Here is a 16,657-nt window from a genome sequence, read left to right on the forward strand (position 1 = left end):
ACACTCTGTGAACCAAATCACCGACTACGACAGAGCTGATTCCCCAATGATCTTGACCTACCGAGCCTACGTATGATGTATGGAGAAGCGGCGCACTGTCCCAGTGAAGCTCGACGCGGACAGTGCTGACGCTGCGCTTCTTCAAGACACCATAGACGAGTTCCTGTGGGCTGCTAATTACGTGACACGCCACGCTTTCGAAGGCGAATACGTCACCACCAGCAAGACCACGCTCCACGACGAGACATACGAGGACGTGCGCGGCGAAACCAATCTCCACAGCAACCACGTCCAGGCCGCTCGCAACAAGGCTGCTGAAGCCTGCAAAAGCGTTGTCGAGAAATGGAAGCAGGGCAAGAAGGCGTCGATGCCACACTTCACTAGCTCCCACCTCGTCTACGACCACCGCACTGCCACTTTCCACGAGGAGTATGTGACCCTCGCTACCACGGACGATCGCATCGAAGCCGACTACGTGCTTCCCGACGAGGATCGTGACACACCGCACTCGGAATATCTCTTTTCAGACGAGTACGAAACGACGGGTGCGGAACTGCACTACCGAGACGGCAGCTGGATGCTTCACATCCACTGCAAGACGGACGTGGAGTCTGACACGTCGGTACAGGTGACCGCTGAGAACGGAACGGTTCTCGGTGTTGACCTCGGCGTGGACAATCTTGCTGTCACTTCGACGGGGATGTTCTGGGTGGGCGACGAGTTCGACCACTGGCGCAGAGAGTACGAGAAACGGCGTGGTGACTTGCAGGAACACGGGACACGGTGGGCTCACAAAAACATCCAGTCTGTCGGTCGCAAAGAAGAAGGTCGGTTCAAACAGACGCTCCATCGAATCAGCAACGATCTAGTTTCTGAGGCCCGCAAACACGGATGTTCGGTGATCGGGTTCGAGGAGCTGACCGACATTCGTGAACGAACCGGCGCGTCGTGGGGCCACAAGTGGGCATTCGACCGTCTCTACGAATACGTCGAATATAATGCCGCAGAATACGGTATCGACGTAACTCAGGTAGACCCAGAGAACACATCGCGGCGTTGCTCTGAGTGTGGGTTCACTCACCCCGACAACCGGGACAGCGAGGACTTCGAGTGCCTGAAGTGTAGCTACGAGAACCACGCCGACTACAACGCCGCCAAAAACATCGGCTTGCGGTATCTCCGCCGGAACCAAACCGGAGACGGCGGAGGCGCACCCGTAGGCGTGCGCTTGAACAGCGGGACGCTGAACGTGAACGGAGAATACGAGCCTCCTGCCGAGGATTCGGCCAGAACGGGAGTCTACGCTGAAAACTCACGGCTTTAGCCGTGGGTTAGCTTACTGTGTAGTGTGGTGGATTCTCGATTACTACGAGTGACAGTTCTTCGGCGTGAGTCCGGACACTGTTTATTACGGTAGTCTCTCTTATATAACCGATTCACTCCGTTCTTGAGCAGTTTTCCTAGTTCCGATTTCCCCCTGGTTCCGGCGATACTGTACAAATAAGACACTAAATCCGGATTTCACAATCGGAATTCGCTCCGCTATTAGACGGTGTTATCTCGATTATGATCGAGTGTGGGACTTCTCCGCCCCCCAGAGAGTACAAGTTCCATACGGTCCTGTCACTCACTAATGTCGCCCTCCAAGTATCGACGCTCTACAGGACTGTGGCCCAGTTCGGACAAGACGAGACATCTTGGTCATAGAGGTCGCGCCGATGCCCGGTGAACGCATCCCCGGCTGGGAGACCGTTCCCGAAGCGCTTCGCAAGCGCGAGCAGTGGGTCTGTTGGCGGGCAGCTGATACTGACGACTCGGTAGACGGGATTTCACTCACACCGATCGATCCGGCGACCGGCGAGCGCGCAACCTTCGATGATGAGACTACGTGGAGCGGTTTCGAGGATGCATACGCCACGGCGACAGCGTCCGACTTGGATGTCGACGGACTCGCCTTCTATCCCACACGCGATGATCCATTCACTGCTGTCGAACTCACCGCTTGTCGTGACCCTGAGACTGGTGACCTCGATGACTGGGCCCAGACGGTGATCGAGACGCTTGATTCCTACACTGAAGTTACGTCCGACGGCCAGAGTATTCGGATTCTCGTTGCGGGACGGCCACCGAGCTGGACCTTCGGGGCGATCGATATCTGTGATGCGGAGTTCTATATCCCAATCACGGGCGAGTGGCTGTCGTCGACGCCGGCAACGATCACCGAGCGAACGACGGAACTCCGGGGTGTCTACAAGGCGTGGAAAGGAGCTGCTGACCCATCCGAAGCCGCGGCCACGCTGTCTGCCGTTGATATCCAGGAATTCGGTGGACTGCCATCAGAGCCCGGTGTCGACGTTGATTTGAGTGACACTACAGTCATCGAACGGGCACAGTACGGACCCGCTGGTGACGTCTTCCGGCGGTTATGGACTGGCAGTAGTGTAGGGTATGCGAGTCAAACAGAGGCTGACGTCGCGTTCTGCAGCCAGCTTGCGTATTGGACTGGTGGTGATGGCGAACAGATGGAACAGCTGGTTCGACAATCGGATCGGCATCGGGCCAGGTGGGTGCGTCTTGTTTCAGAGGATACGCTGTACGACGAGCGAACTATCGAACAGGCACTCGAGCTTGTCGACGATTACCACGATCCCCAGTCAGAACCTGGTAGGCTTTGAGAGCTCTCCGGATCCCGATTCAAAAAGCCGGTAAGATTGTACGTCGCGGCCTTGAGTGACTGAGTATGAAATTCAGCGGTGAGATCCTCGTTGAGCACACACATAGCGAGGTCAAAACACATTGGCTCGAGCGAGCTGGGCCTCAATTAGTTCTTGATATCGACGATGCCGAACTATTGGATGAAGAAATCGAGAACACGATTGAACAGTACATAGCAGACACGGGGATACATTACGTGGATGAGTTCGCCAGCGGTGGTGACTGGGTGACCTGCCAATTCGGACGAGTTGAAGTTCCTATCGATAGTTGGCATTGCAAGATTACAGGTACTAACTGTCCGATCCAAGCAAAAATCGATCTAACCGACAAAGAGCGATTCCTCCATGGATGTAACATAGAAGCCTCTGAGGAGACTGTCCAAGCGAAGTATGATCGCAGCCCAGAAGAGTTCAAGGAAGACATTTCGTCTCTCTGGAAGAGTCTTACCCGTCAGTCGATTTCAGTGAGTATGGGCTTGACTTGAATACCTATGATACGGTTGAATATACGTTTGAGCCATAGATCCAACGCAGCAATTTGTGCGATCCGTCAGGGTATATTCTAGTATTTTTACCACTCCGGATTTGAACCTCCGTAAATTAGTCCCGATCTGAGAGTGGGCATTTACACAGGTGTTTCAGGACTATTCTGCAGGTTCTGGGTACTGAAACACTCTCAAACCGGTGGCTCTCACCTCTGTAAATCTCCGCGATTATTAGGGGGTAGTGAGGGTTGGTTATTCTGCGAGAGAGATGTCTAGGTGAGGTATGTTCGGGAGGTGAGAGGTATCAGGAGTGGGTGGTGGATGTCGATGTCGCGAGGTGGGTGCGAGCGGCGTCGTCGTAGTGGCGGCCGTACCAGCCGGTGATCGTGTCGATCCGGTCGATGCCGGGACAGTGGTAGTCGGCGTCGGTGTGGCTCTGATCGAGGTAGCGGTTGCCGACCTGGATGCTGTAGTTCTCCGGCGTGTCGAACGGTGCGTTCGCGATCTGGCAGTCGACGTCAGCAGCCTCGTGGAGGCGATTTAGCGTCTCGAAGGCTGTCCGTCGATTCTCGAAGATCCAGAGGTGCTGTCGCTCCGGCTGTTCGGCGAAGGTCGCGAACTTCGAGCGAGGCATAGCCCGGTCGTGGTGGTCAGTCAGCACCTCGGCTTCCCAGGTGGCCCCGTCGAGTGCTGTACTCCGGATGTCCGGCTGAGCCTGCCCCTGTTCACCGGGATACAGCTCGACGGAGCGGCCCTGCTGGCGCCAGATTGCGGAGACGACGGCGACGCCGGTGCGGTGGAGAAGCGATTCGTCCCAATCACCGACGAGCCCAGTGTTGGCCTCGAGCTGGTGCCGTGGGAGGTCGTCGGCGTCGAATAGGCCGGTGAAGAGCGTGTCCATCGCGGTTCGGGCAGTCTGGGTCGGTGTCCACCGAACCTTGCGTCGGAGGATGTACTGCTCTGTGAGCCACGGCTGTGACTCCTCGCTCTGGCCGCTGTGCCGGTCGTCGACGAGCGTCGGCGACATCGCGGGGGCCTGGAGGTCGGTGAATACAGCTTCGTATCGTTGCTCCCACTCCGCGTCGGAACAGCCGAGGAGCGTCTGAAGGTCCGGCGGACGGTGCCACCCGATGTGATAGCGCTGGTTGTCTCGCTCCAGCACGGCGCCGTTGTACCACTGTGCGATCGCCCAGAGAATATCGAGCGCCGGCGGGGACCAGTCCTCGAGGACGTCGTCAGCTCGCCTTCGAGCTTCTGGCGGTGCGTGATCCATTCGTTGTGCCCTCGGTTACACTCATCTAATTGTGCTGTCGTCTTGAAACTCATCTTGCGGCATTCACCCAGAGAAACTGAGCTGCTCTCCCGGTCGATAGCTTCTAAGAAAGTCCGCCCGTTTGACGCTCTTATGCGTATTTAGAACGGCCTACCAACCGCCGAACAGTTGATCATCATCGTCGATTTGGACCAAGCGCTCATCTGGACCAATCCCAGACTCAAGATCATCTAGTTGGCGTTGATCGCGTTTGGAGGTCGTCGTACCGCTATCTATCTCCACGACAGGATCACGGCCAAACGGGCTATCAGCTGTTACATCGGGTACTCGTCCGTTTCGTTGCTCGGGGTCAGGATAGTCCGATGTGTGATCCGCCCGCACATCTGAATAACCGAGTGTGTTGAACAGATCTGCTTGGGCCTCCACACGGTCGTCGTGGCCGTCGTCGCCGAAGAGATCGAACATGTGCTTCGATAGCACGCGCCGCCCCTAAGGATTATTGGTGGGCTGAGTGTATCAGGCAGATCGAAGGGCCACTTCACCGCACATCACGCCCGGACAAAGCTCCGGAAACAGTGGAGGGGGTGGATTATTAACCAACAGGCTCTGGTTTTGATTCGGATTGTTGGTTAATACTCCGAACGTGTCCACTGTCGAGTACAGGCTGTGAACAGGCCGACCTCTCAGGATATCGAGAGGATAGCTGTCGTACTGTCGAGCTTGTACCGAAACCTCGTCGGGCAATTTTGAGTGGGTTCAGAGTCCCGAATTCGCCGGAATCGGGGGTTTCTTTCGCCATCTCCAGGGGGCACGTGGCCATCCAGCGAGGCGTTCATGTCACAGGGCCAGTCGTGTTTCTCATCGGTACTCCCCGAATTTGCCCCGTTTACCCCGTGGTCGAGCAATTTTAGCGAAATAGTGGTGAGGCGGCAGCTCGTCGAGGTATTTTCTATCGGCTCAAATCGGCCCGACGGGGTTCTTCTGCGATTTGAGTGCGTTATTCCGCCTTGCATATCGCGGGTTTCGTCCAAAGAAAGGGGCGATATGCAATGTGCGAAGGCCGCCGGCTCTCTCCGGCCGAGGGGCCATCTGTGGAGTCCTGACTTCCAAGATGTATCAGTTTGAGAGAACAGTCTCGTATACTGATTCACCGAGGTAATTGTCGTCCCAACGACTTGCTCGGGTATCGGGATCGGGTCCTCGACAACACCATTTGTGAGTCTGTCTCGTGGGGCCCCGATGTTGATGACCGCGGCGCGCATCCTGTCGGATATGGACTGTCCTGCGTGCGGTGGCCCGGTCACGCTCGAGGTCGGGCCGGACCGACCGCCGTCGACGTCACTGTCCGACGCGGTTCTCGATGCTGCTGAAGACGAGCGTCTCGACGTCGTCCGGACGTGCTGGGACTGTGGGTGGCAAGAGGAGCGCCAGCTCCGCGTTGAGGCAATCGAGACGACTGCCGGCGATGCAGACGCAATCGAGCGTGCCCGTCTTCTAGAGGCGATCACCGAGGAACTCGAAGCCATCGAGGCTCTCGGGACGCTGGAGGACACGCTCGCGGAGGTTCGTCGACGGCGACGACTGGGGCCAGCGGCGGAAGACACGAACGAGAACGTGACGGAGGAGTAGTGATGGCCGACGCTGAGCCCCTCTATGACGTTCGTGAGCGCACCGGGAACCCCGAGCATCCATCGGTTGATGACGTCGTCGACCTCATCCTCGAGCGAGCAGAGCACCCACGAGCGGACCACCAAGACGCCCACCTAGACGAAGTGATGGCGACTGTTGTCGACAGATATGGCTCGGAGGCTGTCCGGACTATTCTCCATCGGATTCTCGTTGAGGAGTATCCGTTTCGAACTGCGACGGCGGACCTCGACGTCGACAACGTCGACGGCGTCCGAATCGGGACGGCGGCCGGCCAATTCCTTGCAGAGCTGAACGTGAGAGAGGACGATTGAGATTGATTCCTGCCGCAGCGTCCGGGGTATCCTTCTGATAGTGGCGTTGGTTGTTAGCGAAGCCTGTAATAATTCCTATAGCCCCGAATACGGCCATCTACCGCGATATCCCCTGTCTTCGTTCTACAGCAGGTATGGGGCATAGGGCCCGAAGGCGATGAGCAGCCCACTCAGTACGTGGGGCCACTCGTTCGACAGTTTCCAATTCTCGATCAGCAGATGCAGGTACCACATACCGACTACGAGCAGGAGGCCGGTCGTCTGGACAACGACGAACGGGAAGGGCTCCACCAGCTGGGGAATGACGACGTCAATCAAGAGGCCAGCGCCGACACCGACGCCGAAAATAATCAGGAGCGCCCGTTCCTTGCTCTGGAGTGTCTGCCGACTCCGGAACGAGATGTCGCTCGTACTGTAGGCGAAGTGTGTAATCATCCCGGCGGCAACCCCCTTCAGTGCCATCACCAGCAACTGTCGTAGCTGCGTGAATCCGTCAAGCGACGCCAGAAGTTGGTCCAGGGGCCGGACATCGACGAGCGCAACGAGGACGACGATGGTACCAATCCCGAGCGGCCAGACGTGTTCGGGATCGATGTACTCACTGTCCGCAGCCCACGACATAATCGCATCATACAGGCCAGACATTCGGGTGCCGATAGCCAGCCCGCAATTGTAAAGCATCATCGTCGAAAGCCCTCGGCCGCTCGACGCCCCGCGACCGCCCCTGGGCGCCTCGTCCCTGCGGTGCTTGCGGGGTCGGGGGACGACCGAGGCGGCCTCGCCCTGGCCTGGTTCCTCATCGACGATCTCGCCTGTCCGGTGTGTCTCGAACGGCTCGCGCCGCTCGCCGCTGCCGCCCTCCGCGTCGCTCGCTACCGACCATTCCGGGCGGTCTGCCTGCAGTAGCGGGCGGACTGCCGGGCTAAAGTGAATGTGCCCTCGACGCCAGCGGGAAAGCGCGGGGGGCTGCGCGGCGTAGCTGCTCACCCCCCACGCTTTCTCCGCTGGTCGCTCGCTCCGGGCGGGTCGGCGCGCGGTGCTGGTTGGGGCCACCTCATGCAGGCGCGCTCTCGCTCGCGCCCATAGGGCGCTCGCGAAGGCGCGAGCGAGAGCGCGCAGATGGTTCTGTCGGTCGTTGTCGTCTGAAAACCGCGATGTTGGAGCATCGCGGAGTCGGCGCGTGAGCGCCTTCGGAATCTGGTGAGATTCCAATGTCTAGTAACAACGCTAGCGGAAAGGTCGTTTCGGTCGATGAACAGGCATTCGAGAAAGCGGGCGGTCAGGCGGTCGATGAGGACGGCTTCCCGGTCGTCGACGAGACACCGGAGTTCGAGGCAGCGGTCGAGCAGGAGACGCAGGCGAAGGTGGATGCGAACCACCCGGATGGGATCGCGGACACGAGCAAGGACCGGATTCACGGTGTCACCCTCGAACAGGAGGAGCGCATTCGGGCGCGAGAAGCCGAACTGGAGCGCATCAGTGCCCAGGCCGAGCTGGGGATGCAGGAGGGACGCGCGAAGCGGACGCGAGCGATGGCCGCGAAGCGAAGTGCGAATCAGCATGAACAGTTCCAGAAACAGGCAGCGAGTGCGAATCCGATGATGGCGGACCCGGAGCGGGCGGATCCCCGAGCGGGCCTCGATCAGGACCAGTTGGCGGCGGTGAACAAACACGCAAAGCGGTTGGCGGCGCAGTTGGACGGGTGGTCGCGAGCAACTATCGGGCGTCGACTGGGCGAAGCAGTAGCTAGTGGAAAGAGCCTGATGGCGGCAGTCGTCGGGACGTTCGAGGCGTTGCAGACGGCGCCTGGGCGGGTCGTTCCAATCGAGAAACTCGAAGATGTCGACCGCAAGGAGGTGAGCGTCGAAGGGCGAGTCGAGACGTTGTGGGATCCCTCGCATCCGAGTATCGCCCAGGTGGGGCTCATCGCGGACGACAGTGGGAAGACGCGCGTGACGATCTGGGAGGCATCGGACGCGCCGTGGATCGAGGAGGGGGAGCGGATTCGACTTCACAAGGCGGCCCGGAACTGGTACGAGGGGCGTGTCTCCCTAGCCGTGACTGGGTGGACGACAATCCACTTCCCAGAGCGCGGTCGGTGGTGGGAAGCATAGGCGAGCGCGACGCCGTTCTTTTTTTGCTGTACGCCGGACCGACCCTGACCCCGACGCCCCACCCTCCGCTCCGTGCTCGCTTCGCTGCGCGCGCAGCCACAACCTCGTATGGCTTGGTCTATAGTTAGAGCTCTTCGTAGTATACCTCTCCGGGTTCTCTTATTCGATCAACTTCGTCGTCCTCGATGGAGCCTTGTAGAATGTAGCTCCACACTTCGACATCGTCCATCAGGCCTCCGTAGTGATCGACGTAGTATTCGGCGAGACTTTTGCCGTCGCTGTCTCTGAAATCGTCCTGTATCACTATCATTTTCTGTTCTGCTTCAACCCGACTCAGAAACAGGAGAGTCTCGTTCAGAGTGGAGACCTTGGCTGGAGGAATATCTTCTCCATTCACCCACGTATAACTCTTGCATTCAATGACGATATCACCGTCTTCTGATACCGAATCGAACTTATGGACTTGTTCTTGACCGACTCGCCATTCCTTCTCCCGGATGAAGTTGCGCTCGAAATACTGCTCAAAGTAGCGTTTTACCCGGTCTTCGAATGCTCTCCAGTCGACCCGCTCCATAGAGCTATCTCAATACCCTGAAACAATAAAGTAGCATAATCTTGAGTAGCAGATTGCTTGTTGTAAACGGTGTCTGGTGTTGAGAGATCTCTTCTGCGCCCGGTATAGACCCTTCAGCCCCGCGTAGAGTTTATTTCCCCCTCAATGGGTGAGGGGCTCGCTGTACTGGCGAGTTCCCGAAACACGGTGAGAACGATGGCAACTAGAGACATCTACGAGAGCGGATTCGACGAAGACGTCCGAACGGAATCGAGTGCGAACCAGTGTCCCGAGTGCGACGGCCGGGTCACCACGAACGCGGTCGAAACGGTCTGCGAGGAGTGTGGCCTCGTCATCGACGAGCAGCGGATCGACCACGGGCCAGAGTGGCGAGCGTTCGACGACGAGGAGTGCGAACGAACGGGCGCCCCACTTACTGCGGCCCGCCACGATCGCGGCCTGTCGACGGAGATCGGTCGCGGCACCGACGCGAAGGGGAACGAGATCTCTGGGCAGAAGCGACGGCGACTCGCGCGGATGCGCCGTGAGCAGACCCGCGGTCGCTGGCGGTCGAAAGCGGAACGGAACCTCGCACACGGACTGGGCGAGATACGTCGGTTGGCGAGTGCGCTCGAACTCTCCGATTCGGTTCGCGACCAAGCGTGTCAGCTCTTCCGGAGCGCCCAGAACGAGGATCTGCTTCGTGGCAGATCCATCGAGGCGATCGCCGCGGCCAGCGTGTACGGGGCCTGCCGGTGCAACGGCCTCTCGCGGTTAGTGGACGACGTCAGCGAGATGGCCCGCGTGGCGGAGTCACGGGTCACGAACGCGTACAAAACGCTGAACGAAGAGCTGGGCCTCCCCGCTGAGCCTATCTCCCCCAGCATGTTCGTGCCCCGCCTCGCCTCTGACCTCGAATGTCCGGACGAGATCCGACAGCGGGCCCGAACCCTGGTGGAACAGGCCGAGGAGCGCGGCGTCACGACGGGCGTTCATCCGGCCGGGTTCGCCGCGGCCTGCCTCTACAAGGCCGGTCGCGAGGAGGGGCGATGGTTGACGCAATCCGAGGCCGCGAACGTGGCGAACGCTTCGAAGGCGACCGTCCGGGCACACCGGGATACGTTGGAAGAACAGGTCGCCTGACAACGCTCGCCTACAAAAATACCTCAGATAATTTTCTCAGGAAATTATTTGCTCTTCGGCCGCATAGCACCCAGTATGACCGAGACGTGGGACGACGTCAACGAGCAGGTCAAAGCGGACTGGAAAGCGGAGACCACGCCGTTCGAGCGGGTGTACGAAATCGTCGAACAGACCCGCGATGGACAATCGGCAGCCGAGATCGCCGACCGCGCCCTCGTGAGCGAACCGACGGCCCGTCGCCACTGCAAGGCGCTCGTGAACACCGGGTTCGCCGAGACGGAACAGGACGGCCAAACAACGCTGTACAAGCGCAACAGTGATCGGGTGTTGATGTCCCGGATCCGTGAACTCCGTGAGGAAGTCGATCGGTCGGAGTTACTTGACAGCATTCAGGAGATGAAGGCCGAGATTCGGCGCTACGAGGACCGCTACGACGCGGTGTCACCGGAGGAACTTGCCCAGCAACTCGACGCCGACGAAACGGAGGGGTGGGACGACCTCACCGCGTGGCGCACGACGCGGCAGAATCTCGCCGTCGCACAAGCCGCACTCGCCTACGACGAGGCCAGCCACCAGCTCGCCGTATGAACTGCGACGACCGTGCTGGCGAGTTCGGCCCAATCTATCTTCCGGCTCCAGCGAATTCGTGACTGCTGGCTCGAACTCGACTCGCTCGTCGACGAAACGGCGTACGATGATGTCCTCGCGCCCACGGAACTGCAGATCAAACGATGACCGACACCAGCCCGACGAGCGCGATGGCGACGAGCACACTGGTGAGGGTCCCGACGAGGAAGTACTCCGCGAACGCCTGTTCCTTGAGTTCCTCGAAGCGAGCGATCGACTTCGCGGCCACGACGAGCCCGACCGCGCCCCACAGCCCAGCCACGCCGAGGAAGAGGATGATCCACCGTTCGAGGCTCCCGATGAGCGACCCCGCCTCCAGGTCGTCATCCGAGTCGGGGATCGGATCCTCGGCCGGGAGCACGCCACGGACGATGGCGTTCCCTCCCTCGTGGGCGAACACGAACGCTGCGAGGTACACCGCTCCCGTGGTCACCGCCGCCCAGGGGAGATGCGTCACGCCACGAATCCCGGTCAGCAGCGGTGTGAGGCGCCAGACACCGGGGGCAAGCAACGCCCACCCAGCGAGGATGACCAGAAGATGGGCCAGTTGGTCACCGAGAAACAGAAGTGCTGACCCACCTCTGCGCTCGCGGAGCTGCGCCGAGACGGCGTCGATGGGGAGATGAAGCAACCCGATCATCGCGACGACCACCACTGACTGGACGGTCAACAGCGGTGCGAATACGGCCACGTGGACGAGACAGACGATGCCCCAGTGTGTGAGTAACGGCCGGAGGCGGTGTTTGGCCATCGCCAGCGCGTCGGTCTGGAACACGAAGTCACCGAGGACGTGGCCCAGCACGAGCAGCGCCAGTGCGGTACCCGCTGGCCCAAGGCTTGTCAACCACGCGCTCATGCTCGCTCCTCCTCGAACGCCGTCTGGAGCCGCTCCCCGAGGGAGGTCTCGGCGTTCCGTACCTCCTGGACGTGCCCCGCACTCAGAGATTCACTCACCGTGGATTTCGAGACGTCGAAGCGCTCAACGACGCATTTCTGAGCGCCTTCCTCCTTGAGGGCTTGCGCGAACTGGGCCTGCCGATCCGTCCAATCCTCTCGGACACACTGGACCAGGTCGAACATCGCGTTGACGTGCGCCACCAGCTCGCTCGACCAGCCATCGACGCGGACCCACGCTCCCGCGTCCTCGGCCGCTTCGATCGCCTCTCGTGCCCGGTGGAAACACGGGCCATCCATCCCGATCGCCTGGTTTGGGTTCAGCTGCGTATCCAGCGCCCCGAGTCCGATGCCGAACCGGAGTCGAGCCGGGTGGAACCGGTCGCTTACCGAGACTACCGCTTCGACGGCATCGGTCGCGTCTGTCAGGAGCACCTGGAACTCGTCGCCCGTCGTGACGGTGAACTGGGAGGCGATGGAACTGTCCGGGAGCTCGTCGTTCAGGGAGTTGACTACCTTCTTGAACTTCCGCTGTGCTTCGCTCCGATCCGCGAGCTCCCGAGACCCCCGGATGTCCCCGATGACGGCCACGAACACGGCGTTGGCTTGATTCTTGGTCATTTGTTCGCCTCTATTACCGAACCAGGCGTTGGTTCGGTTTTTCCACCGAACTCAGATGAGTGTTGTGGTTGGGAATGTGTTCGGCTATAGGGGCGAACTAATTTTGAGTTCGCCGATAATGGCGAACAAAAATGACCGGGGGGTAGGGCGGAAATGCTCGGCTGCGACCGTCCCGATCAGTGTGTCAACTGGGTCAGCCATCTGTGTCAGGCTGAGTGGACGGATCATCGACGAGCCTGAACGATTCGTCGCTACCGTGCCACTCGTCGACGAGATCGGCCTCTTCGCGAGCGTCTGTCGCCGCCGAGGCTGGAAGGGGCTCGTCCTCGAAGTCGTCGAGAACGGTGAACGCCGGGCCGTTCGGATCGGCGTGCTGCTGGCGTTCGATCCACTCGATAAGCGCCTCGTGGCCGGCTTCTTTCAACGAGAGACCGTGCTTGCGAACTCCCGGAAGCGTTCGTATTCGTCCTCGGTCAGTTCAGTTTGAACGTGCTTGGTGTCGTTACTGCTCATAGGGGCCCCAGTTGCTACTCCCATCTACTTGCTCATGAAATAAGATGTTTGCATGGCTTAGTTCATGGCCCATGCTCAAACGGGAGACGGAGCGGACTACTGGCCCGGAAGTTGAAATACGAATTCGGGACAAACCACACCAACCGATGAGTGATCGATATCTCGATCTCGAGGAGCTGCGTCCAACTGGAGAAGCGTCCCATATTTCGGACCCGAAGTTCAACGACGAGTGTGAAGGTGAGCCCCGGCGACAACGCGTCGCGACGACCATGGGTGGCACCCCCGACACGCCGACGGCCACCGACGGCGAGTGCAGGTCCTGTGGGGCGCCAATCCCGGACGGCCAGACGAAATGCCGGTTCTGTCTCACCAACCATCTCGGGAGTGACGCCACCAGCACGGACGAGACAGCGTCGACGACGTTCCTCGGCATCATCTACCTAGTCGTCGAGTCGACCACGTTCTACGGCGCCGTCGCGAAGGGCGGCGCGGCAGCGAACCTCCTCTCCGCCAACGAGGCGGAGCCGGCCGTCGACGACTATACGCTTATCTACGACCTCGACGAGGCGCCGGCGCGCCAGCTGGCCGAACAATGGCCCTCACTCCCCGACGCTGTACAGGTGTCATCAGAGGAGGGAGAGCGGCTTCTCAGTGCCGCCTGTGACCGGACAGAGTGGCACGGGCAGGGAGCGTCGGAGCGCCAAGAGCAGGCCCCGACGCGGCTCTACGACCAGCGTGGGGACGGAATCCGCAACGCGTCACGGCTCACTGAGGTACTCGACGACGCCGCCGACGCGGTGTGGCTGGTTCCAGCGATGGTGTTGACCGAATCCGCTCGGGAGGATGAAACTGACAGCCAGGTGTCGTCGGTACCGACGACGGAGCAGCTCGACTGTCAGAACTGTGGGCGGGCGACCGACCACCGGTTCAATACCTACGAGTCGATTCCTGATGAGTCGTGGACGGGCCAACCGATCTGGGAGTGTCAGGTATGTGTCACAGCTCGCTACGGGCCCAGTCTCGAGTAGCGCCAGCGCTGGGCGTCGATTAACCAACAGCCTGCGCATTTCCCCGCGCTTTGTTGGTTAAGGCTGTGACCTCCTCGAACCCCGGCGCCAGTCTCGTAGGAGTCTTTCCGCGCCGGCGAGCGGTGAGGCGCTTCCGATGGAGCAAGATTTCAAACAAGGCTACCGGATGCATCGTGTACTCAGTAATCTCAACCGGCTCGATGTCGACCGGTTGGACGACGCGGATCGAGAGCGAGTCGAAACCGCGAGAGAACTCCTAGAAGAGGTGAGCATTCTCACGCGACCGGGCGACGGAGCCGGGGAGGATGCCCACGCAGACTCCTAACTGGAGTCGCCGGCCACACCTCGTCGGGAGGCACCTCTCGCGTCGGTTTATCGCCCCCGACAGGGGTGCGGGGGCGACCCCGTGAAGTCCAGATATGGCGACACTACAAGCTGCGACGACGTCGACTGGCGCACTCGTATCGAATCCACAGGCAGTCCGCGAGCTCTGTGAGAGCTACTGCTTCGGAACGCTCAACTGGGAAGTCACCGAGGACGGAGAGCTCACTATCTGGGGACACGACGACTTCGAGGTGTACGAAGCGCGGGAGAACGGTCTCCCGGACTACGAGGGCGGTATCGTGACCTATGAATTCCTGCGAGAACTCGCCGATCATCTCGAAGGCAACGAGGAACTCGACATCCAAACAGCGGGGTTTACGAAGTGTCGCTTCCCAGTGCTGGCGAAGCGGTACGTCGTTCGTGACGGCGAAGTCCTCCACGCGGACCTCAGTTCCCCCGAACCAATCGACGAGTAGCGTTGTTCGTCCCCCGGAAGGGGTGCGGGGCGATCCAGTCGCAGTCGCCCCGTGAGGTGAGTGTTCAAATGGGTCACCGCGCACTCGTTGCGTATGAACGCACAGACGGACAGTACACGCTCCACTACAGCCATTGGGGGGCAGCGAACCTGAAGCTCAAGCACCGAATCTCGGCTGAGTCGCCGTTCGGTGGCGACAACACCGACTCCAAGTGGGCGAAACAGCTCCTCGCAGAGCTTGCCGATGGCCTCGAGGCAGATGCCGTCGACGGCTACCTCGCCGGCGAGGACCGACCGTCGACGGTCGTCGAACCGAAGCCCCGCGCCACCGGGCTCACCCTCGACGAGATCGTCGCTGACCATCTCGACTACCTCCACCACGAGGCGTTCTTCGTGGTGTCGACGACGTTCGAGGTGACCGCCTATCGGACGCTGTGGTTCGGGCTCCAGTACGACTCGGAGACGGTCGAACAGGGAAAGACCGTCGGGAACGGCGCGCTCGCGACGGTGCGCTGGTACGACGGCGAGCCGGTCGGCGACGGCCACCTGCAGGGACAGTTCGCGGCCCTCAAAGACGTCGTCGGCGACATGATCGACAAGGGCGTCTTCACGCCGTCGACGGCGAGACAGTACCTGAAACGGAAGGTGGCCGAGCTCATCGTCGTTCCGAAGTCGCGGGCGGTGATCGACGCGATACCCGAGGACCTCGTGCTCGGGTATTCACGGGGATACGCCGACCGCCTGGCCCACGAGTTCTCCGACCCAGCCGATTGGAGAGGGCGACGTGTCCACATCCTCGGCGGGAGTCCGCCCAAGCAGCTCGACGCCATTCGACAGCTGACCAGACCGATACTCACGGACGAGCCACCAGCCGACATCGTCGGTGTCGACTGGAACGGACTGCATCGCGGCGCACAGTTCGGTGAGTTCTGGACGGCCGACGGCTGGGACGACAGCGGTCGCGACGCCGACCACGTTACCGTGCGAAAAACGGTGCGCCATAGTCTCGCTCGCATCCGCGAGTTCTGGCAGTCAAATGGGATCTGGCCCGAGACGACACCAGAGGACGCTGGGTTACACTTCGAGTACGAGGGACCGAGTCCTGCCGATCTCGAACAGGCAGCTTGTACCGAATGCGGAGCGAACGTCTGGCGAACACGTCGCGGCCCCTTCGTCGCTGAATACGATACCGGTGCAGTCTGTGGGTACTGCAGTTACGAGTGCTACTTCACCCATCGCCATCGGAACGACCTCGAGGAAATCGCTGGCGAACAGAGTGTCTACATCCCTCCAGCGTGACGCAGCGTGCTGTTTTTCGAGCCCGGGGAGAGGGCGGAGGCTCGGTCGTGAGCCTTCGTCCAGAGGTGACTTTCCGTGAGCCAGCAACAAACTGCAGACGACGTTTCAGTCGATGAGATTCCAATCGATATCTCGAACACCCAGTCCGGGGAGATAGAACCAGCCGACGTCCCCGACGAAATCGAATCGATCACCCGTGGTCTAGCGAGCGAACAGCCGCCGACGAATCCGCTGGTCGTGCTGAAAGCGGCCCGATGGTGGTACATTCACGGCAAGGGCGGCACGGATCCCGCCTTCCAGTGGGCCATTGAGTGGGCACGTCACCTTGCGACCGAAACGCCTAGCGACGTTGAGCGGTTCGACGAGTTCCTCGAGTACCTCGTCACGGTCGGCTTCGCTGAGGAGCGATCAACGCTTCGATAATCAGATCTCGTAGCACGCGACATCTTCGGCACCGCAAGTTGGACACTCATCAGCACCCTCTGAGAGTGTCTTTCCACAGTGCCGACACTCCCACACCGTCGACGACTTCCCCTCGACGGCTTTGCGGAGTGTAGTCAGTATCCCCATTCGGGCGAGGTGAGGTCCCCTCGGTTGTTAACACTATCCTCTAACTCCCGCCCCCACTTAAAC

Annotated in this window: 23 protein-coding genes; 15 read left to right on the top strand and 8 right to left on the bottom strand. The window is 60.3% G+C overall.

Going from position 1 to position 16,657, the window contains the following annotated elements:
* Positions 1-79: 79 nt before the first annotated feature.
* The 3 genes from NBT82_RS19755 (at position 80) to NBT82_RS19765 (ending at position 3,199) form a co-directional block, all read left to right on the top strand.
* Positions 80-1,324: an RNA-guided endonuclease InsQ/TnpB family protein gene (locus NBT82_RS19755; protein ID WP_251331521.1), complete on the top strand. Its 1,245-nt coding sequence runs from the start codon at positions 80-82 to the stop codon at positions 1,322-1,324.
* A gap of 373 nt (positions 1,325-1,697) precedes the next feature.
* Positions 1,698-2,675 (top strand): phage NrS-1 polymerase family protein, encoded by a 978-nt coding sequence (locus NBT82_RS19760; RefSeq protein WP_251331522.1) that lies wholly within the window; start codon positions 1,698-1,700, stop codon positions 2,673-2,675.
* A 65-nt stretch (positions 2,676-2,740) separates the two neighbouring features.
* On the top strand, positions 2,741-3,199 hold the full coding sequence (locus tag NBT82_RS19765) for a hypothetical protein (RefSeq protein WP_251331523.1): 459 nt from the start codon (positions 2,741-2,743) through the stop codon (positions 3,197-3,199).
* 304 nt (positions 3,200-3,503) lie between these two features.
* On the opposite strand, the gene NBT82_RS19770 is transcribed toward NBT82_RS19765, so the two are convergent.
* Positions 3,504-4,472 carry a hypothetical protein gene (locus NBT82_RS19770; RefSeq protein WP_251331524.1) on the bottom strand — a complete coding sequence of 323 codons (969 nt, stop codon included), beginning with the start codon at positions 4,470-4,472 and terminating at the stop codon, positions 3,504-3,506.
* A 150-nt stretch (positions 4,473-4,622) separates the two neighbouring features.
* On the bottom strand, positions 4,623-4,937 hold the full coding sequence (locus NBT82_RS19775; protein WP_135806802.1) for a hypothetical protein: 315 nt from the start codon (positions 4,935-4,937) through the stop codon (positions 4,623-4,625).
* Positions 4,938-5,711: 774 nt separating this feature from the next.
* Between NBT82_RS19775 and NBT82_RS19780 the strand changes: the two genes are divergently transcribed.
* Entirely contained in the window at positions 5,712-6,101 is a 390-nt protein-coding gene (locus NBT82_RS19780; RefSeq protein ID WP_251331525.1) for a DUF8105 family protein, read from the top strand.
* Between the two features lie 2 nt (positions 6,102-6,103).
* Positions 6,104-6,433 carry a DUF8158 family protein gene (locus NBT82_RS19785; RefSeq protein ID WP_251331526.1) on the top strand — a complete coding sequence of 110 codons (330 nt, stop codon included), beginning with the start codon at positions 6,104-6,106 and terminating at the stop codon, positions 6,431-6,433.
* Between the two features lie 123 nt (positions 6,434-6,556).
* Here the strand turns inward: NBT82_RS19785 and NBT82_RS19790 are convergent, their stop codons facing one another.
* Positions 6,557-7,117: a hypothetical protein gene (locus tag NBT82_RS19790; RefSeq protein WP_251331527.1), complete on the bottom strand. Its 561-nt coding sequence runs from the start codon at positions 7,115-7,117 to the stop codon at positions 6,557-6,559.
* Positions 7,118-7,177: 60 nt separating this feature from the next.
* Between NBT82_RS19790 and NBT82_RS19795 the strand changes: the two genes are divergently transcribed.
* Both NBT82_RS19795 and NBT82_RS19800 read left to right on the top strand, forming a co-directional pair.
* Positions 7,178-7,339: a hypothetical protein gene (locus tag NBT82_RS19795; RefSeq protein ID WP_251331528.1), complete on the top strand. Its 162-nt coding sequence runs from the start codon at positions 7,178-7,180 to the stop codon at positions 7,337-7,339.
* Positions 7,340-7,644: 305 nt separating this feature from the next.
* Positions 7,645-8,547 (top strand): DNA-binding protein, encoded by a 903-nt coding sequence (locus tag NBT82_RS19800; RefSeq protein ID WP_251331529.1) that lies wholly within the window; start codon positions 7,645-7,647, stop codon positions 8,545-8,547.
* Positions 8,548-8,671: 124 nt separating this feature from the next.
* On the opposite strand, the gene NBT82_RS19805 is transcribed toward NBT82_RS19800, so the two are convergent.
* Positions 8,672-9,121 (bottom strand): hypothetical protein, encoded by a 450-nt coding sequence (locus tag NBT82_RS19805; protein ID WP_251331530.1) that lies wholly within the window; start codon positions 9,119-9,121, stop codon positions 8,672-8,674.
* A 195-nt stretch (positions 9,122-9,316) separates the two neighbouring features.
* On the opposite strand from NBT82_RS19805, the gene NBT82_RS19810 reads away from it, so the two are divergent.
* The 3 genes from NBT82_RS19810 (at position 9,317) to NBT82_RS20095 (ending at position 10,978) form a co-directional block, all read left to right on the top strand.
* Positions 9,317-10,243, top strand: coding sequence for a transcription initiation factor IIB (locus tag NBT82_RS19810; RefSeq protein WP_251331531.1), 927 nt, complete (start codon positions 9,317-9,319; stop codon positions 10,241-10,243).
* Between the two features lie 75 nt (positions 10,244-10,318).
* Positions 10,319-10,831, top strand: a complete 513-nt coding sequence (locus tag NBT82_RS19815) for a winged helix-turn-helix domain-containing protein (RefSeq protein WP_251331532.1) — start codon at positions 10,319-10,321, stop codon at positions 10,829-10,831.
* 12 nt (positions 10,832-10,843) lie between these two features.
* Positions 10,844-10,978: a hypothetical protein gene (locus tag NBT82_RS20095; RefSeq protein WP_256476709.1), complete on the top strand. Its 135-nt coding sequence runs from the start codon at positions 10,844-10,846 to the stop codon at positions 10,976-10,978.
* On the opposite strand, the gene NBT82_RS19820 is transcribed toward NBT82_RS20095, so the two are convergent.
* The 3 genes from NBT82_RS19820 to NBT82_RS19830 form a co-directional block, all read right to left on the bottom strand.
* Positions 10,968-11,726, bottom strand: a complete 759-nt coding sequence (locus tag NBT82_RS19820; RefSeq protein WP_251331533.1) for a DUF3307 domain-containing protein — start codon at positions 11,724-11,726, stop codon at positions 10,968-10,970. The genes NBT82_RS20095 and NBT82_RS19820 overlap by 11 nt on opposite strands.
* On the bottom strand, positions 11,723-12,385 hold the full coding sequence (locus NBT82_RS19825) for a SatD family protein (RefSeq protein ID WP_251331534.1): 663 nt from the start codon (positions 12,383-12,385) through the stop codon (positions 11,723-11,725). Before NBT82_RS19825 ends, NBT82_RS19820 begins: the two co-directional genes overlap by 4 nt.
* 193 nt (positions 12,386-12,578) lie before the next feature.
* Positions 12,579-12,809: a hypothetical protein gene (locus tag NBT82_RS19830; RefSeq protein ID WP_251331535.1), complete on the bottom strand. Its 231-nt coding sequence runs from the start codon at positions 12,807-12,809 to the stop codon at positions 12,579-12,581.
* A 235-nt stretch (positions 12,810-13,044) separates the two neighbouring features.
* On the opposite strand from NBT82_RS19830, the gene NBT82_RS19835 reads away from it, so the two are divergent.
* From NBT82_RS19835 to NBT82_RS19855, 5 genes are all read left to right on the top strand, one after another.
* Positions 13,045-13,926 (top strand): biosurfactant protein 1, encoded by an 882-nt coding sequence (locus NBT82_RS19835; protein WP_251331536.1) that lies wholly within the window; start codon positions 13,045-13,047, stop codon positions 13,924-13,926.
* A gap of 136 nt (positions 13,927-14,062) precedes the next feature.
* The gene (locus tag NBT82_RS19840) at positions 14,063-14,251 is read left to right on the top strand and encodes a DUF8012 family protein (protein WP_251331537.1); all 189 of its coding nucleotides are present in this window, start codon (positions 14,063-14,065) and stop codon (positions 14,249-14,251) included.
* A 94-nt stretch (positions 14,252-14,345) separates the two neighbouring features.
* Entirely contained in the window at positions 14,346-14,726 is a 381-nt protein-coding gene (locus NBT82_RS19845) for a hypothetical protein (RefSeq protein ID WP_251331538.1), read from the top strand.
* Between the two features lie 68 nt (positions 14,727-14,794).
* The gene (locus NBT82_RS19850) at positions 14,795-16,024 is read left to right on the top strand and encodes a DUF6735 family protein (protein ID WP_251331539.1); all 1,230 of its coding nucleotides are present in this window, start codon (positions 14,795-14,797) and stop codon (positions 16,022-16,024) included.
* 75 nt (positions 16,025-16,099) lie between these two features.
* Positions 16,100-16,447 carry a DUF8013 domain-containing protein gene (locus tag NBT82_RS19855; RefSeq protein ID WP_251331540.1) on the top strand — a complete coding sequence of 116 codons (348 nt, stop codon included), beginning with the start codon at positions 16,100-16,102 and terminating at the stop codon, positions 16,445-16,447.
* Here the strand turns inward: NBT82_RS19855 and NBT82_RS20475 are convergent, their stop codons facing one another.
* Positions 16,448-16,594: a zinc-ribbon domain-containing protein gene (locus tag NBT82_RS20475; protein ID WP_486617159.1), complete on the bottom strand. Its 147-nt coding sequence runs from the start codon at positions 16,592-16,594 to the stop codon at positions 16,448-16,450. It lies immediately after the preceding gene.
* Positions 16,595-16,657 lie beyond the last annotated feature (63 nt).

It is taken from the genome of Haloplanus sp. HW8-1 (assembly GCF_023703795.1).
Classification (GTDB): Archaea; Halobacteriota; Halobacteria; order Halobacteriales; family Haloferacaceae; genus Haloplanus; species Haloplanus pelagicus.

Excerpts from the sequence above, each read along its gene's own strand:
- NBT82_RS19765 (WP_251331523.1), top strand. The coding sequence starts at position 2,741 with ATGAAATTCAGCGGTGAGATCCTCGTTGAGCACACACATAGCGAGGTC.
- NBT82_RS19840 (WP_251331537.1), top strand. The coding sequence starts at position 14,063 with ATGGAGCAAGATTTCAAACAAGGCTACCGGATGCATCGTGTACTCAGT.
- NBT82_RS19825 (WP_251331534.1), bottom strand. The coding sequence starts at position 12,385 with ATGACCAAGAATCAAGCCAACGCCGTGTTCGTGGCCGTCATCGGGGAC.
- NBT82_RS19810 (WP_251331531.1), top strand. The coding sequence starts at position 9,317 with ATGGCAACTAGAGACATCTACGAGAGCGGATTCGACGAAGACGTCCGA.
- NBT82_RS19775 (WP_135806802.1), bottom strand. The coding sequence starts at position 4,937 with ATGTTCGATCTCTTCGGCGACGACGGCCACGACGACCGTGTGGAGGCC.
- NBT82_RS19835 (WP_251331536.1), top strand. The coding sequence starts at position 13,045 with ATGAGTGATCGATATCTCGATCTCGAGGAGCTGCGTCCAACTGGAGAA.
- NBT82_RS19850 (WP_251331539.1), top strand. The coding sequence starts at position 14,795 with ATGGGTCACCGCGCACTCGTTGCGTATGAACGCACAGACGGACAGTAC.
- NBT82_RS19815 (WP_251331532.1), top strand. The coding sequence starts at position 10,319 with ATGACCGAGACGTGGGACGACGTCAACGAGCAGGTCAAAGCGGACTGG.
- NBT82_RS19820 (WP_251331533.1), bottom strand. The coding sequence starts at position 11,726 with ATGAGCGCGTGGTTGACAAGCCTTGGGCCAGCGGGTACCGCACTGGCG.
- NBT82_RS19845 (WP_251331538.1), top strand. The coding sequence starts at position 14,346 with ATGGCGACACTACAAGCTGCGACGACGTCGACTGGCGCACTCGTATCG.
- NBT82_RS19790 (WP_251331527.1), bottom strand. The coding sequence starts at position 7,117 with ATGATGCTTTACAATTGCGGGCTGGCTATCGGCACCCGAATGTCTGGC.
- NBT82_RS20475 (WP_486617159.1), bottom strand. The coding sequence starts at position 16,594 with ATGGGGATACTGACTACACTCCGCAAAGCCGTCGAGGGGAAGTCGTCG.
- NBT82_RS19805 (WP_251331530.1), bottom strand. The coding sequence starts at position 9,121 with ATGGAGCGGGTCGACTGGAGAGCATTCGAAGACCGGGTAAAACGCTAC.
- NBT82_RS19770 (WP_251331524.1), bottom strand. The coding sequence starts at position 4,472 with ATGGATCACGCACCGCCAGAAGCTCGAAGGCGAGCTGACGACGTCCTC.
- NBT82_RS19800 (WP_251331529.1), top strand. The coding sequence starts at position 7,645 with ATGTCTAGTAACAACGCTAGCGGAAAGGTCGTTTCGGTCGATGAACAG.
- NBT82_RS19755 (WP_251331521.1), top strand. The coding sequence starts at position 80 with ATGGAGAAGCGGCGCACTGTCCCAGTGAAGCTCGACGCGGACAGTGCT.
- NBT82_RS19780 (WP_251331525.1), top strand. The coding sequence starts at position 5,712 with ATGTTGATGACCGCGGCGCGCATCCTGTCGGATATGGACTGTCCTGCG.
- NBT82_RS19785 (WP_251331526.1), top strand. The coding sequence starts at position 6,104 with ATGGCCGACGCTGAGCCCCTCTATGACGTTCGTGAGCGCACCGGGAAC.